Source organism: Streptococcus infantis, from assembly GCF_047460875.1.
Classification (GTDB): Bacteria; Bacillota; Bacilli; order Lactobacillales; family Streptococcaceae; genus Streptococcus; species Streptococcus infantis_AA.
In genome coordinates this window covers 241,373-258,222 of sequence record NZ_JASHFI010000001.1, presented here as the reverse complement: position 1 = coordinate 258,222, position 16,850 = coordinate 241,373, and the positions used below count along the sequence as shown (strand labels likewise).

General features: G+C 39.4%; 12 protein-coding genes. 11 read left to right on the top strand and 1 reads right to left on the bottom strand.

Features of this window, described 5'->3' with window-relative positions; genetic code table 11:
• Nucleotides 1–54 precede the first annotated feature (54 nt).
• The 10 genes from ligA (at nt 55) to QM887_RS01240 (ending at nt 14,740) form a co-directional block, all read left to right on the top strand.
• The gene (gene ligA, locus QM887_RS01285) at nt 55–2,013 is read left to right on the top strand and encodes an NAD-dependent DNA ligase LigA (RefSeq protein WP_414270156.1); all 1,959 of its coding nucleotides are present in this window, start codon (nt 55–57) and stop codon (nt 2,011–2,013) included.
• 3 nt (nt 2,014–2,016) lie between these two features.
• Complete coding sequence (locus QM887_RS01280; protein ID WP_414270155.1) at nt 2,017–2,967, top strand: diacylglycerol kinase family lipid kinase; 951 nt, start codon at nt 2,017–2,019, stop codon at nt 2,965–2,967.
• A gap of 31 nt (nt 2,968–2,998) precedes the next feature.
• Nucleotides 2,999–5,281 carry a type I pullulanase gene (pulA, locus tag QM887_RS01275; protein ID WP_414270154.1) on the top strand — a complete coding sequence of 761 codons (2,283 nt, stop codon included), beginning with the start codon at nt 2,999–3,001 and terminating at the stop codon, nt 5,279–5,281.
• Nucleotides 5,282–5,567: 286 nt separating this feature from the next.
• Nucleotides 5,568–6,608, top strand: a complete 1,041-nt coding sequence (locus QM887_RS01270; protein WP_414270153.1) for a DMP19 family protein — start codon at nt 5,568–5,570, stop codon at nt 6,606–6,608.
• Nucleotides 6,609–7,135: 527 nt separating this feature from the next.
• Nucleotides 7,136–9,064: a 1,4-alpha-glucan branching protein GlgB gene (glgB, locus tag QM887_RS01265; protein ID WP_248034369.1), complete on the top strand. Its 1,929-nt coding sequence runs from the start codon at nt 7,136–7,138 to the stop codon at nt 9,062–9,064.
• Nucleotides 9,054–10,196: a glucose-1-phosphate adenylyltransferase gene (locus QM887_RS01260; RefSeq protein ID WP_414270152.1), complete on the top strand. Its 1,143-nt coding sequence runs from the start codon at nt 9,054–9,056 to the stop codon at nt 10,194–10,196. Before glgB ends, QM887_RS01260 begins: the two co-directional genes overlap by 11 nt.
• Entirely contained in the window at nt 10,186–11,325 is a 1,140-nt protein-coding gene (glgD, locus tag QM887_RS01255) for a glucose-1-phosphate adenylyltransferase subunit GlgD (RefSeq protein ID WP_414270151.1), read from the top strand. The genes QM887_RS01260 and glgD overlap by 11 nt, the downstream gene beginning before the upstream one ends.
• Complete coding sequence (gene glgA, locus QM887_RS01250; RefSeq protein WP_414270150.1) at nt 11,322–12,755, top strand: glycogen synthase GlgA; 1,434 nt, start codon at nt 11,322–11,324, stop codon at nt 12,753–12,755. Before glgD ends, glgA begins: the two co-directional genes overlap by 4 nt.
• A 211-nt stretch (nt 12,756–12,966) precedes the next feature.
• Nucleotides 12,967–13,608: a phosphoserine phosphatase SerB gene (serB, locus tag QM887_RS01245; protein WP_414270149.1), complete on the top strand. Its 642-nt coding sequence runs from the start codon at nt 12,967–12,969 to the stop codon at nt 13,606–13,608.
• 16 nt (nt 13,609–13,624) lie between these two features.
• Nucleotides 13,625–14,740 carry a glycerate kinase gene (locus QM887_RS01240; protein WP_414270148.1) on the top strand — a complete coding sequence of 372 codons (1,116 nt, stop codon included), beginning with the start codon at nt 13,625–13,627 and terminating at the stop codon, nt 14,738–14,740.
• On the opposite strand, the gene QM887_RS01235 is transcribed toward QM887_RS01240, so the two are convergent.
• Nucleotides 14,737–15,180 (bottom strand): DUF1694 domain-containing protein, encoded by a 444-nt coding sequence (locus QM887_RS01235; protein ID WP_414270147.1) that lies wholly within the window; start codon nt 15,178–15,180, stop codon nt 14,737–14,739. The two genes, QM887_RS01240 and QM887_RS01235, sit on opposite strands and share 4 nt — an antisense overlap.
• A gap of 163 nt (nt 15,181–15,343) precedes the next feature.
• Between QM887_RS01235 and eno the strand changes: the two genes are divergently transcribed.
• Nucleotides 15,344–16,648: a surface-displayed alpha-enolase gene (eno, locus tag QM887_RS01230; protein ID WP_311517584.1), complete on the top strand. Its 1,305-nt coding sequence runs from the start codon at nt 15,344–15,346 to the stop codon at nt 16,646–16,648.
• The last annotated feature ends 202 nt before the right edge of the window (nt 16,649–16,850 follow it).

Below are 16,850 nucleotides of genomic sequence, written 5' to 3'. Positions count from 1 at the left end.
TTTTTTAGAGCTTGAGTATTGTTTATAGAGTCCTTTTTATGGTAAAATGGTTCTATGAATGAAAGAATGAAAGAGCTCGTTGAGTTGCTCAATCGCTATGCGACAGAGTATTATACAAGTGATAACCCATCTGTATCTGATAGTGAGTATGATCGTCTCTATCGTGAATTGGTAGAGTTAGAAAAAGCTCATCCAGAGCAAGTCTTGCCAGATAGTCCGACCCATCGCGTCGGCGGTAAGATTCTAGATGGTTTTGAAAAATATAGTCATCAGTATCCTCTCTATAGTTTGCAGGATGCTTTTTCTCGTGAAGAACTCGACTCCTTTGATGCGCGTGTTCGTAAAGAATTGGATGATGTCACTTATATTTGTGAGTTGAAGATTGATGGTTTATCGATTTCCTTGACTTATGAGCAAGGAATTTTTGTTGCTGGAGCTACTCGTGGTGATGGCTCCATTGGTGAAAACATCACTGAAAATCTTAAACGAGTGAAAGACATTCCTTTATCATTATCTGAAAAAATAGATATAACAGTTCGTGGTGAATGTTATATGCCGAGAGCTTCTTTTGATCAGGTCAATCAATCTCGTCAAGAAAACGGGGAGCCAGAATTTGCCAATCCAAGAAATGCTGCTGCAGGAACCCTTCGCCAGTTAGACACAGGAGTAGTAGCTAAGCGTAATCTTGCAACTTTCCTCTATCAGGAAGCAAGTCCTTCAACTAGAGACAGCCAAGAGAAGGTTTTAAATCATCTGGAACAGTTGGGCTTTGTGGTTAACCCTAGACGACTATTAGCCCATAGCATGGACGAAGTTTGGGATTTTATCCAGGAAGTAGGTCAAGAAAGAGACCAATTGCCATATGATATCGACGGTGTCGTGATTAAGGTCAACGACCTAGCTGGTCAAGAGCAACTTGGTTTTACAGTTAAAGCACCTAAGTGGGCAGTCGCTTATAAGTTCCCTGCAGAAGAAAAAGAAGCAAAACTCCTTTCTGTTGACTGGACAGTAGGACGAACTGGTGTCGTAACTCCGACTGCCAATCTTACTCCAGTTCAATTGGCAGGTACAACAGTTAGTCGTGCAACTCTTCATAATGTCGACTATATCGCTGAAAAGGATATCCGTAAGGATGACACAGTCATTGTCTATAAGGCAGGTGATATCATTCCAGCTGTTCTACGAGTGGTAGGATCCAAGCGTGTGTCAGAGGAAAGACTAGATATTCCAACAAACTGTCCAAGTTGTGACAGTAAGCTTTTGCATTTTGAAGATGAGGTTGCGCTTCGTTGTATCAATCCGCGATGCCCTGCTCAAATCAAGGAAGGATTGACGCACTTCGCATCGCGTGATGCTATGAATATTTCTGGCCTTGGTCCATCGATCGTGGAGAAACTATTTGCTGCCGATTTGGTTAAGGATGTTGCAGATATTTATCGTTTGACTGTTGAAGATTTGCTCTTGCTGGATGGTATCAAGGAAAAATCTGCTCAAAAGCTCTACCAAGCTATTCAAGCATCCAAAGAAAATTCTGCTGAAAAACTCTTGTTTGGTTTGGGGATTCGTCATGTAGGAAGTAAGGCAAGTCAGTTGCTTTTACAAAACTTCCACTCAATCGAATCGCTAGCACAAGCCAATCCTGAAGAAATTGCAAGTATCGAAAGTTTGGGAAGTGTCATTGCCCAAAGCCTTCAGACCTATTTTGCTACAGAGGGTTCTGAAATCCTTTTAAGGGAATTGAAAGAATCAGGTGTTAATCTAGACTACAAAGGACAGACAGTTGCAGCAAATGCAGCCTTGTCTGGTCTAACTGTCGTATTGACAGGAAAGCTAGAGCGTCTTAATCGCTCAGAAGCTAAAAATAAATTAGAAAGTCTAGGAGCCAAGGTTACTGGTAGTGTGTCGAAAAAAACAGACCTTGTTGTAGCAGGAGCAGATGCAGGAAGCAAGCTCCAAAAAGCACAAGAACTGGGAATAGAGATTCGTGATGAAGCTTGGCTTGAGAGTTTGTAAGCTATGAAAGAAGAAAAAAAACGTGCACGTCTCATTTATAATCCGACCTCAGGCCAGGAAATGATCAAGCAAAATATCGCGGAAGTCCTAGAAGTGTTAGAGAGCATAGGCTATGAAACCAGTGCTTTTCAGACCAAACCTGAACACCTATCAGCCCAGAAAGAAGCAGAAAGAGCTGCAAAAGCTGGCTTTGATTTGGTTTTAGTAGCTGGTGGCGATGGCACCATCAATGAAGTGGTTAATGGAATTGCACCGCTGGAACATCGTCCAAAGATAGCCATCATTCCTACTGGAACTACCAATGACTATGCAAGAGCATTGAAAATCCCTATGGGGGATCCAGTTGCTGCAGCGAAGATCATTGCTAAAAATGAAACTAAGCAAATTGATATTGGTCGTGCCTTTGGCGATAAGTATTTCATCAATATTGCTGCGGCAGGAGCTCTTACAGAGCTAACCTTTAGTGTTCCTAGTGAACTGAAGACGCGTCTGGGTTATCTGGCCTACGTTGCTAAAGGCATCGAGATGTTCCCAAAATCCAAAGCCCGTCCTGTTCGTATTTACCATGATTGGGGAATTTTTACAGGAGAAGTTTCTCTTGTCTTTGTTGCCTTGACCAATTCTATCGGTGGATTTGAGCAATTCGCACCTGATACCAAACTGGATGATGGCAATTTTACGCTTATTCTAGTAAAGACAGATAAAATCTTCGATATGTTGAGTCTGCTAGTTCAGGCCATGAATGGAGGCCAACACGTTTCAGATATCAATGTTGAATACCTTAAAACGAGTAAACTCCGAATTGAAACTTTGGATCAGGAAGAGCCTTTTATGCTCAATCTTGATGGAGAATACGGTGGCGACACACCAGTAGATTTGGAAGTGTGCCATAATCACATTGAATTTTTTGTGAATCGTGAGGCGATTGATCAAGGAATTATTCATGAAATATAAAATCAAATTTATTTAGAAATTAGGGAGAACCATGTACAATTATCCTGTACTTATTCATTATCATCGTAAAGATGAAGCTTACGAGGCTTGCAGTTTCAGCAAAAAGCCTCTAGATTCAGTAGAGCTTATCAAAGAAGAAGAATATTTTGGAGCTAAATTTTCACTGACTCAATCGAGTGAAGTAGCTCTTGAGACCATGACTTTTAGTGTTGAAAAAGATGGTGTCAGCAAAGAATATCCTATTCGCTTCAATTATTATCCACTTTTGACAGAGGTTTGGATTTTGGATGGAGATGATACAGTTTATTATTCTGAAAATCCAGCTATTGCAAGTACCCATTATAAAGACCAAAATCCTTTTGCCTTCGATAAGGCAATCAATAGTGCTAGTTTTGACCACCACTGGGGTTATCAAGGAGAGTTGGGATGTCAGGTTTCTGAAAATGAAACAAGTTTTAGCCTATGGGCACCAACAGCTACTTCTGTCCAAGTAGTAGTCTATGAATCAGCGAGCAATGACGCTCCTATCCTTAAAACATTTGAAATGGAGCGAGGAAATAGTTATTCCTATAGCCACAAGTATAATACAATTGGAGTTTGGAGTTTAACAGTTTCAGAAAACCTAGCAGGTCGTGCTTACCACTACCAAATTGACTTTCCTCATCACCAGTCATTAACTCGTGATCCATATACAATAGCGACAAGTCCTGATGGAAAACGTTCAGCTATTGTCTCAAATCAAGATCGTCAGGTCGAAGGTTTTGAGGTTAAGCATGGTACAGAAGCAACTTGGCGTTTGGAAAATCCTTGCCAAGCAGTCATTTATGAAATGCACATCCGTGATTTGACTAAGTCTGAAACATCTGGTGTTGCGCCAGAATTAAGAGGAACCTTCTTAGGTGCAGCGCAAACTGGAACAGTTAACCAATATGGTCAGTCGACTGCGTTTGACTATATCAAAGAACTTGGTGTCAATTATGTTCAGCTGCAACCAATTGCTGACCGTCATAAAGAATACGACGCTGATGGAAATGTAACTTATAACTGGGGATATGATCCTCAAAACTACAATGCTCCAGAAACTAGCATGTCTACAAATCCAAATGATCCAGGTCAAGCTATCCGTGATTTAAAAGCCATGGTCCAAGCTTATCATGATGCTGGTATCGGTGTTATTATGGATGTTGTTTACAATCATACCTTCTCAACGGTGGATGCGCCATTCCAAACAACGGTTCCTGATTATTACTATCGAATGAACCATGACGGAACCTACCAAAATGGAACAGGAGTCGGGAACGAAACTGCCAGTGAGCATGAAATGTTCCGTAAATATATGATTGATTCTCTTCTCTACTGGGTAAAAGAATTCAATATTGACGGTTTCCGTTTTGACTTGATGGGAATCCATGATGTCAAAACTATGCAGATGATTCGTTGGGCTATGGACGAAGTCGATCCTAAGATCATCCTCTATGGAGAAGGATGGGATATGGGAACAGGACTTGCTCCTTATGATAAGGCTAAGAAAGACAACGCCTATCAGTTGCCAAACATTGGATTCTTTAATGATAATCAACGGGATGCGGTTAAAGGTTGTGAAGTCTATGGTTCTATCAAATCTGGTTTTGTCAGTGGTGCAGGTACTGAGCCGATCATCGCAAAGGCTATCCTTGGAAGCCGAGAGCTGGGTTCTTACCTCAGCCCCAATCAGGTTCTTAACTATGTAGAAGCCCACGATAACTACAATTTACATGATTTACTTACGACTCTTCATCCGATGGAGAGTGATAAGCGCATCATGAAGAAAGTAGAAACAGCAACGGCTATGAACCTCCTCATGCAAGGGATGGCCTTCATGGAACTGGGTCAAGAGTTTGGCCGTACTAAACTCGTAGCTACAGGCGAAAATGGAGAGTTGACTCACGCAGATCGTGAGCGAGCAATGAACAGTTATAATGCGCCTGACAGCGTCAACCAAGTCAACTGGGATTTGATCAATGAGCGTCAAGATAGCATCGAGTTTGTCCGTCAGATCATCCGTCTTAAAACCCAGACTAGTGCCTTTTCATACCCTACCTATGAAGAAGTATACCGTCATGTCTTTGTTCACACAGCCATTGAAAATAGTGGTTGGATTGTCTACGAGATTCACGGTGGCGAAGAGCACTTCTTGGTTGTATTCAATGCTAAAGGGGCTTCATATTACTATGAAAATGCAGGAAACCTAGAAATGTTGGTAACTAATAGCCGTTCTAACCAAGAAAATGCCATTGACGATGTCAGTGTGGCAGTCTTGAATGTTTTATCGTGACTCTTAGATTGAAGACTGAGATAATGAAGTGTCGGGCAAAACTATCTTACAGAGTCCAATGAATAAACAAAAATGTTTCAAAGACTCATTTCTACTAAAAAGCGAGGTCGGGATTTTTGATCCCGGCCTATACTTCTAGAAAGTCTCCGTTGAAGTTCAAAGTAAACCTAAAATTTTTCAGAAAAAGTAGTTTATTTTCAAGTCCTAGACAGATAGAAAATGTAGAAGTTTCATTACTAATTGAATTAAAATTATTAAAGCTCATTATTTTTAGCGGGAGATAGCTATGGATATCAATACAATTACTCTGGAAAAATTCATCACTTTAAATGAAGAGGAAAAACTTCAGTGTATCAAAGACATTAAGCATACCTATCAATTCGAAAAGATAAAGGAAATCCTCTCAGAGCTTGGCTTAGAAAATGTAAGTGGCCAAGTCCTTAGTGAACTAGCCAAAGTCTATAATAATTGGAGTCAATTCGAAGAAGCCAAAAGAGTTTTAGAGATGGTTTCTGAAGAAGACAGGGATGCTATTTGGTATTATCGAAATGGTTTTACTCATTGGCGTTTATCTAGTGATTCGAACAAGGACTTTGAAACTGAAGCTAATCAGGCTCTAGATTTATTAGAAAATGCTATCAAAAATGCTGCCTCCCCAACAAATCCAGTCATTGATTGGTGTATTGAGTTGGTTAAAGTAGGTTCTCTAAAGGAAGTTTTTGAAGGCAAGCCAACAGACTATCCCCTGCTACAGAAATACTATTTTGAAGATGTTAATGAAACTAATCAAGAAATGAAAACTGAACAGAATAAGAAATTTTACAAGAATATTACGATAGAAGATGTTCGAAAGGCAGAAGACTCTTGGGATATTATTGAACCAGTATACGAAACTGTTAACATCTATAACACCTATAAAGACTATCTCGATTCTGCAAAAATCTTTACTTTAGAACAAAGATACCTTCTGGCAATTATCTGGTATTTTATCGAAGTAAACAATGGAGGCCACTATCAATTTTTTGATAATTCGACAGGGATTGTCTGGGAAGATACTTTAAAGGGCTTCGAACTATTTGGAATGAAGGAGCATGCTGCTAATTTCAAAAATCTCCTTGCATACTTTGGCGGAACTATCTCCTTTGATAGAGAAGAGAGATCTGAGCTGCTAGCACAGATGGAAGAAGAGTATGGTGATGCTTTTTATGAGAAATTGGATGAAGCAGATGATTTTATCTATGATTATGATGGAAATGAGAATGAACTAAGTTTTATCAAAAAGTATCCAGAGAAATTTGTTTTTCAGGGAAGCGCAGATAAATCGTAAAGAATAGTAAATAAAGATGAGGCTGGGACAAAAGTCCTAGCCTCTCAATTGTCTTTGGAATGTCGAGCAAGACGCAGTGGTTGAGTGGGCTCTACTACGCTGATTTCATCAGCTTTTACAGCCCTACTCAACTGTGCGGAGGTGGGACAACGAAATCGAATTCTAACGAATTACCGATTTCTGTCCCACTCTCATTTTTTAGGGGGAAATTCTTGGTTTCTGAATAGTTGCAACCTATATTGAATGTTATAAACTCAATATTTACGGATTTTCAATATATTTTTCAAAAATATCAGGCTAAAAATTGCTTAAATCCGAATATTTTGTTACTATTATATAAAAATGTAAGAAAATGAAAAGAGGTGAAGATAAATCAGAAAATTAAAATGATTTTCCCAGGACGCATCAGAGAATTGTTTTCAGATTTTCAAAATAATTTTTTAAAATATAGTAATTTACTTGAAACTTCTCTAAAAAGGTAGTATAATAAAAAATAAGAAAACGCTTTCAAATAAAAGGGGGATTTAATGGATACATTAGAAGCTTTAAGAACTTTTACCAGTGGTGAAAATTTCCATCTTCAGCACTATCTGGGAGCACATCGTGAGGAAAGAGATGGGGAGTATGGCTATACTTTTCGTGTCTGGGCTCCAAATGCGCAAGCTGTCCATCTAGTTGGTGATTTTACTAACTGGATTGAAAATCAAATCCCCATGGTTCGTAATGAATCTGGAGTTTGGGAAGTTTTTACCACTTTAGCTCAAGAGGGACATATTTATAAATATCATATTACTCGTGCTAATGGGCATCAACTCATGAAAATTGATCCCTTGGCAGTTCGTTTTGAAGCTCGTCCAGGCACAGGGGCTGTTTTAACAGAAATTCCTGAGAAAAAATGGAAAGACGGTCTTTGGTTAGCTCGTAGAAAACGTTGGGGATTTTTCGAGAGACCAGTTAACATCTATGAGGCGCATGCAGGATCTTGGAAGAGAAATCCTGATGGAACACCTTATAGTTTTGCTCAACTAAAAGAGGAACTTATCCCATATCTTGTTGAGATGAACTATACTCATATCGAGTTTATGCCTTTGATGTCTCATCCTCTTGGATTGAGTTGGGGCTATCAGCTCATGGGTTATTTCGCTTTAGAACATGCCTATGGTCGTCCAGAAGAGTTTCAAGACTTTGTTGAGGAATGTCATATCAACAATATCGGTGTAATTGTGGATTGGGTTCCAGGTCACTTTACAATCAATGATGATGCTTTGGCATACTATGATGGCACACCGACTTTTGAATATCAAGATCATAATAAGGCTAACAATTACGGTTGGGGAGCGCTAAACTTCGACCTTGGTAAAAATGAAGTCCAATCTTTCTTGATTTCTAGCATTAAGTTTTGGATTGATTTCTATCACCTAGATGGTATTCGTGTAGATGCAGTAAGTAATATTCTCTATCTAGATTATGACAATGCTCCATGGACACCAAATAAAGACGGAGGCAATCTCAACTATGAAGGCTATTATTTCCTTCAACGTTTGAACGATGTTATTAAGCTAGCTCATCCGGATGTTATGATGATTGCAGAGGAGTCTTCTTCAGGTACCAAGATTACTGGCATGAAGGAAATGGGTGGACTTGGATTTGACTACAAGTGGAACATGGGCTGGATGAACGATATCCTACGTTTCTACGAAGAAGATCCAATTTACCGCAAGTATGATTTTAACCTTGTAACTTTCAGTTTTATGTATGTCTTTAATGAAAATTATCTCCTACCATTCTCACATGATGAGGTTGTACATGGTAAGAAGAGTATGATGCATAAGATGTGGGGGGATCGTTATAATCAATTTGCAGGCCTTAGAAATCTTTATACTTATCAAATTTGTCACCCTGGTAAGAAATTGCTCTTTATGGGTAGCGAATTCGGTCAATTCTTAGAGTGGAAATCTGAAGAGCAATTAGAATGGTCAAACCTTGAAGATCCAATGAATGCCAAGATGAAATACTTCACATCTCAGTTGAATCAACTTTATAAGGACCACCGTTGTCTTTGGGAAATTGATACAAGCTATGATGGAATTGAAATTATCGATGCAGATAATAGAGATCAGAGTGTTCTTTCCTTTATTCGTAAAGGAAAGAAAGGCGAGATGCTAGTCTGTGTCTTTAATATGGCACCAGTCGAACGTCCTGATTTCACAATTGGACTGCCAGTTGCAGGTGTGTATGAAGAAATTTGGAATACAGAGTTGGAACAATGGGGAGGTGTTTGGAAAGAACACAATCAAACCGTTCAAACTCAAGAAGGATTATGGAAGGATTATGAGCAGACTTTGACCTTTACTTTGCCAGCTTTGGGGGCAAGTATCTGGAAAATCAAACGTCGCTTGAAACCCGCTAAAAAAGAATCAAATAAATCTCAAAAAGGAGTAGAAAATGAAGAATGAAATGCTAGCTTTAATCCTTGCCGGTGGGCAAGGAACTCGTCTCGGTAAACTCACTCAAAGCATTGCAAAACCTGCTGTGCAATTTGGTGGGCGCTATCGTATCATTGACTTTGCTCTTTCTAACTGTGCCAACTCTGGTATCCACAATGTTGGGGTTATCACACAGTATCAACCTCTTGCTCTTAACAATCACATCGGGAACGGTTCGAGCTGGGGTCTAGATGTAATTGATTCAGGTGTTTCTATCCTTCAACCTTACTCTGCAAGTGAAGGAAATCGTTGGTTCGAAGGTACAAGTCACGCTATTTACCAAAACATCGACTATATCGACAGCATTAATCCTGAGTATGTTTTAATTCTTTCAGGAGATCATATCTACAAAATGGACTATGATGATATGCTCCAATCACACAAGGATAATAATGCCAGCTTGACTGTTGCTGTCTTAGATGTGCCACTTAAAGAAGCTAGCCGTTTCGGTATCATGAATACAGATGCAAACAATCGTATTGTTGAATTCGAAGAAAAACCTGCTCAACCAAAATCAACTAAGGCATCAATGGGGATTTATATCTTTGACTGGAAACGACTCCGTAACATGCTTGTTGCTGCTGAAAAGACTAATATTGACATGTCCGACTTCGGTAAAAACGTTATTCCAAACTACCTTGAAACTGGTGAAAGTGTCTATGCTTACGAATTCAATGGATACTGGAAGGACGTTGGTACAATCGAATCTCTTTGGGAAGCAAATATGGAATATATCTCTCCAGAGAATGCTCTCGATAGTCGTAACCGTCAATGGAAGATTTATTCTCGTAACCTAATTGCTCCACCAAACTTCCTTGGAGAACACGCTCAAGTGGAAGATTCTCTCGTAGTAGATGGATGTTACGTGAATGGTACTGTAAAACACTCTATCCTCTCAACAGCAGCTCAAGTTCGTAAAGGAGCAGAAGTTGTTGACTCTGTCATCATGAGTGGAGCAGTTATCGGAAAAGGCGCTAAAATTACACGTGCAATCATCGGTGAAGGAGCTGTCATTGCTGATGGTGTAGAAATTGACGGAACAGAAGAAGTACAAGTAGTCGGATATAACGAAGTAGTGGGGGTAGCAACAGATGAAGATTGATAAATATTCAGCCATTTTAGGAAACACAGTTGGTTTTCATGATATGTCAACATTGACAGACAACCGTCCAGTGGCTAGCTTGCCATTTGGAGGGAAATATCGTTTGATCGACTTCCCACTATCAAGTCTTGCAAATGCTGGTGTGCGTAGTATTTTCGGGATCTTCCAACAAGATAATATCAGCTCTGTTTTTGACCACATTCGTTCAGGACGTGAATGGGGTTTGAATACTCTTCTTAGCCACTACTATCTTGGAATTTACAATACTCGTGTAGAAAGCAGTACTGTTGGTAAAGAGTACTATCAACAACTCTTGACCTACTTGAAACGCTCTGGTTCTAACCAAACAGTTTCCTTGAACTGTGATGTTTTAGTTAATATTGACCTCAGCCAAGTATTCCATTTGCACAATACAACAAAATCACCAATTACAGTTGTGTATAAGAAATTGCCTAAGAAGGAAATTTCAGAAGTAAATGCTATCCTTGAGATTGACGAAACTGACCATGTGCTTTCTCATAAACTTTTCGATAAAAAATCTGAGCAAGAACTACACAATATGTCTACAGACATCTTTGTAGTAGATACTCCATGGTTGATTGAGCGTTTGGAAGAAGAAGCTCAGAAAGATCACCCAGAAAAATTGCGCTATGTTCTTCGTGACCTGGCTGCAAAAGAAGGTGCCTTTGCCTACGAATATACTGGTTACCTAGCAAATATTCATTCAGTCGAAACTTACTACCAAGCCAATATTGATATGCTTGATCAGCATAAATTCTACTCCCTATTCTCACCAAATCAAAAGATTCATACCAAGGTTAAAAATGAAGAACCTACCTACTATGCGTCTGGTTCTAAAGTAAATACTTCACAGTTTGCATCTGGTAGTATCGTTGAAGGTGAAGTTATTAAATCTGTTGTATCTCGTAATGTTCGTATCAACAAAGATAGCTTGGTTAAAGATACTCTTGTATTCCCTCGTGTAGTGATTGGAAAAGGTGCTCAAGTTGAGTATGCAATTCTTGACAAGGGTGTTGAAGTAGCTGAAGGCGTTGTGATTCGTGGTACAGCAGAACATCCAGTTGTGATCAAGAAGGGTGAAAAAGTAACAGAGGATATTCTTTCATGAAAATTTTATTTGTAGCAGCAGAGGGCGCTCCCTTTTCAAAAACAGGTGGATTGGGAGACGTTATCGGAGCACTTCCTAAATCATTAGTAAAAGCTGGGCATGAAGTTGCTGTTATCTTACCCTACTATGACATGGTTGAAGCCAAGTTTGGTGATCAGATCGAAGATGTTCTTCAATTCGAAGTATACGTTGGTTGGCGCAGACAATTTTGTGGAATTAAGAAAACTGTTTTAAACGGTGTTACTTTCTACTTTATTGACAATCAATATTATTTCTTCCGCGGCCATGTGTATGGAGATTTTGATGATGGTGAACGTTTTGCCTTCTTCCAACTTGCTGCCCTTGAAGCTATGGAACGTATTGGATTTATCCCTGATGTTCTTCATGCTCATGACTACCATACAGCGATGATTCCTTTCTTGTTGAAGGAAAAATACAGATGGATTCAAGCATATCAAGGTATTAAGACAGTTTTAACCATTCATAATTTAGAGTTTCAAGGTCAATACTCTGAAAGTATGCTTTGGGACTTGTTTAGAGTTGGTTTCGAACGTTATGCTGATGGAACTGTGAGGTGGAATGATTGCTTTAACTGGATGAAGGCAGGGATTCTCTATGCAGACCGTGTATCAACTGTGTCGCCAAGCTATGCTTATGAGATTATGACTACAGAGTTTGGTTGCGGTATTGATCAGATTCTTCGTATGGAATCTGGTAAGGTTTCAGGTATTGTTAATGGTATAGATACAGATTTGTACAACCCAGAGACGGATGCTTTTCTTGACTATCATTTTAATAAAAATGATCTGTCAGGAAAGGCTCAAAATAAAGCAAAACTTCAAGAAAAAGTTGGTCTTCCAGTACGTTCTGATGTACCAATGATTGGTATTGTATCTCGCTTAACTCGTCAAAAAGGTTTTGATGTGGTAGTTGAGAGCTTGCATCGAATGCTTCAAGAGGATATTCAAATCGTTCTTTTGGGAACTGGAGATCCAGGATTTGAACAAGCCTTCTCTTGGTTTAGTCAAGTATTCCCAGAAAAACTTTCTGCCAATATCACTTTCGATGTGAAATTAGCTCAAGAGATTTATGCAGCATGTGATATTTTCCTCATGCCAAGTCGCTTTGAACCTTGTGGGCTTTCACAAATGATGGCCATGAGATATGGAACCCTTCCTTTGGTAAATGAGGTGGGTGGTCTTAGAGATACTGTACAAGCCTTTAATCCAATTGATGGAACAGGTACAGGCTTTAGCTTTAATAACCTAACTCCATATTGGCTCAACTGGGCATTGCAAACCGCTTTGGATGTTTATCACAACCATCCTGACGTTTGGAAAAATATGCAAGTTCAGGCTATGGAATGTGATTTCTCTTGGGATACAGCCTGCAAGTCATATCTTGATTTGTACCATAGCTTAGCAAACTAAATAGTTAAAAGGCGGTGGAACAGAAATCGATAGACAAAGTCTCGATTTCGTAGTCCCAGCCCCGCGAGGATGATTAGGAGCTTTTTGGAGTCTAAAAGACGAACAAAAAGTTCAATCAGCAACCGCGTCAAAGTTTGATTGCTAATAAAAAGTGAGGTTGGGATCTTTTGTCCCAACCTCTTTTTTGAAATGAAAAAAGTAAGGTAGTTATATGAATAAAGCTAGAGGGCTCTGTGTACTGGATGTGGATGGTACTCTAATCGAAGAGGAAGTTATTGATTTGTTGGGGAAAGAAGCAGAGTGTGAAAATGAAGTAGCTCTACTGACTGCCCAAGCTATGAGGGGAGAACTAGACTTTGAATCAAGTTTAAAGAAACGAGTATGCTTTCTAAAAGGGCTTTCTCTTGATGTATTTGAAAGACTTTATAGACAGATCCATCTCAGCAAGAATGCTAAGCAATTTATTAAAGTTCTTCGAGAAAATCAAATAGAAGTCGGTCTAGTTTCGGGTGGTTTTATGCCTATTGTCGAAAGATTGGCAACTGAACTTGGTATTAGGCTTATTGCTGCAAATCATCTTGAAGTAAAAGATGGATTTTTGACAGGAAAACTTGAAGGAGAGATCATTACTAGGGAAGTCAAAGAAGAGACACTGATAAGATGGACCGAAGAACTAGACCTTCCTATTGAGAGGACCGTAGCCATCGGTGATGGTGCTAATGATTTAGCAATGTTGAAGAGAGCTGGCATTGGAGTTGCCTTCTGTGCCAAAGCAATCGTGAAAGAGAAAATTCCCCTTCAAATTGAAGAAAGAGATTTCTCAAGAGTATTGAAACTGATAGATTTATTTTGATTAGAAAGGAGAGTGTATGAAAATTGTTATCGCACCTGATTCCTTTAAGGAGAGTCTCCCCGCAAATGAAGTAGCTGAAGCGATTAAAGGAGGCTTGAAAAGATCCTTACCCGATTCAGAGTTTCTACTTTTACCTGTTGGTGATGGTGGAGAGGGGACTGTCAATGCTATTAAGAATACACTAGGTCTTATAGAAAACACTGCTTTGGTGACAGGCCTCTATGGAGATGAAGTGCAAATGCCTTATGTTTATAAAGAAACTCTCGCTTTATTTGAAGTTGCAGATTTGATAGGTCTTGCTAAAATTCCTATTGAAAAACGAAATCCCCTGAAGATTCAAACAAAGGGGATTGGTCAACTGATTCTGTATTTAATAGAGCATGGCATGAAAGAAATCTATATCGGAGTCGGTGGGACATCCAGTAACGATGGTGGAATTGGTATTGCTTCAGGAATTGGTTACCAGTTATATGACAAAAATGGGGATGAACTTCTAGCTACTGGTCAATCCTTGTTTGAAATTACTGATATCTCAAAGGAGAAAGCTATATCTATTCCTTCTGATGTGCGAATTAAAATCTTAGCAGATGTGACAAATTCACTCTGTGGTCCTAATGGTGCCACTTACACATTTGGGAAACAAAAAGGTTTAGATCCAACTCAATTTCATGAAGTTGATTCTGCTATTGAAAACTTCTATCGTAAAGTTGCTCCTGAAATCTTAAAGCTGGAAGGAGCTGGAGCAGGCGGCGGTATTGCAGCTGGCTTATGTGCTTTTGCTGGAGCAACAATTGTATCTGGTATTCAAACTTGTTTAGATCTAATCGGTTTTGATCAGAAGGTTACGGATGCAGATCTTGTCATCGTTGGTGAAGGTAGGTTAGACGCTCAAAGTCTTGCTGGCAAGGCTCCAATTGGAGTAGCAAAAAGAACACCAGATGGTGTTCCAGTTATTGCTATTTGTGGGAGTTTGTCAGAGGATTTACCATCCTTACCATTTGAAAATCTCGTTGCAGCCTTTTCTATCTTAGAAAAAAGTGAACCACTAGAAGAGAGTCTGAAAAAGGCAACAGTCTATTTAGAAAATACAGCGGCAAACATTGGTCAGATCTTAGCTTTGAAGAAGAATTAACCAAACCATTTTTTCCAAAGAGAAGTAGGAGCTTTGGTCTCTTTTTCTTGCCACAAGTCTGAAAAGGCCTCTCTGAGGTCTTTTTCACTTGTTTGAACAGGGGCATCGCTATGGATAACTAGGCCAAAAGGAGAAGAGTTATGATCTTCAGAAACGATAGTCGCTTGGCAGTCAGCATCTTTGGCTTGTTTTAAATAATAGACCTGTTTTTCAAATACTACTTGAGGAGAAATCTTGACAAACAGAGGTTCAATTTCATTTTTCAGACTAGTTAAAATAGATACATAACCCTTATAAAAATTATCATCATTAGCTGTTTCTAGGTCTGCATAGCCAAGGACACGTTCCTCAAAAGTGCCGAGAAAACGTCTCTGTTCATCTGGATTTAGTTTAAGCCCACCATGAGCTTTTTCTAGGATTTGTTTTGATACATCAGTCATAAAAATAGTATATCATAAAATAAAGGAGAAAACAGACAAAAGAAAGCGATTACTTTATAAAGTTAAGGAAAATTTGCACAAAGATAACGTTTTTCCTTGAAAAACGATGATTTTTAAGGTATCATAGAGGTGTAAAAAATATAACTCATAAGGAGAGTATAAAATGTCAATTATTACTGATGTTTACGCTCGCGAAGTCCTAGACTCACGCGGTAACCCAACACTTGAAGTAGAAGTTTACACTGAATCAGGTGCTTTCGGACGTGGTATGGTTCCATCAGGAGCTTCTACTGGTGAACACGAAGCAGTTGAACTTCGCGACGGTGACAAATCTCGTTACGGTGGTCTTGGTACACAAAAAGCTGTTGACAACGTAAACAACATCATTGCTGAAGCTATCATTGGCTACGATGTACGTGATCAACAAGCTATCGACCGTGCTATGATCGCTCTTGACGGTACTCCTAACAAAGGTAAATTGGGTGCAAACGCAATCCTTGGTGTGTCTATCGCTGTAGCTCGTGCTGCTGCTGACTACCTTGAAATCCCACTTTACAGCTACCTTGGTGGATTCAACACTAAAGTTCTTCCAACTCCAATGATGAACATCATCAACGGTGGATCTCACTCTGATGCTCCAATCGCATTCCAAGAGTTCATGATCTTGCCAGTTGGTGCTCCAACATTTAAAGAAGCTCTTCGTTACGGTGCTGAAATCTTCCACGCTCTTAAGAAAATCCTTAAATCACGTGGTTTGGAAACTGCCGTAGGTGACGAAGGTGGATTCGCTCCTCGTTTCGAAGGAACTGAAGATGGTGTTGAAACAATCCTTGCTGCGATCGAAGCTGCTGGATATGTTCCAGGTAAAGATGTATTTATCGGATTTGACTGTGCTTCATCAGAATTCTACGATAAAGAACGTAAAGTATACGACTATACTAAATTCGAAGGTGAAGGCGCTGCTGTTCGTACTTCTGCAGAACAAATCGACTACCTTGAAGAATTGGTAAACAAATACCCAATCATCACTATCGAAGATGGTATGGACGAAAACGACTGGGATGGATGGAAAGCTCTTACTGAACGTCTTGGTGGTAAAGTTCAATTGGTTGGTGACGACTTCTTCGTAACAAACACTGCTTACCTTGAAAGAGGTATCGCTGAAGGCGCTGCTAACTCAATCCTTATCAAAGTTAACCAAATCGGTACTCTTACTGAAACATTCGACGCTATCGAAATGGCTAAAGAAGCTGGTTACACTGCCGTTGTATCACACCGTTCAGGTGAAACTGAAGATTCAACAATCGCTGATATCGCAGTTGCAACAAACGCAGGACAAATCAAGACTGGTTCACTTTCACGTACAGACCGTATCGCTAAATACAACCAATTGCTTCGTATCGAAGACCAACTTGGTGAAGTAGCTGAATACCGTGGATTGAAATCATTCTACAACCTTAAAAAATAAAATAGTTCAGTGAACTATTTTATCCCGAACCTTGAAACTCAAAAGTTCGGTCGTTGATTTAACAACGTTTTAAGCCCCTCGGATTTTATCCGAAGGGCTTTTTTTCTGTTCAGGGGGCAAAAAAGGGGCAAAAATATTAAGAAATTATTTCACACATAAATTCCCTGTATTTTCACTATTCTAGGTGGAAATTCAAGATTTT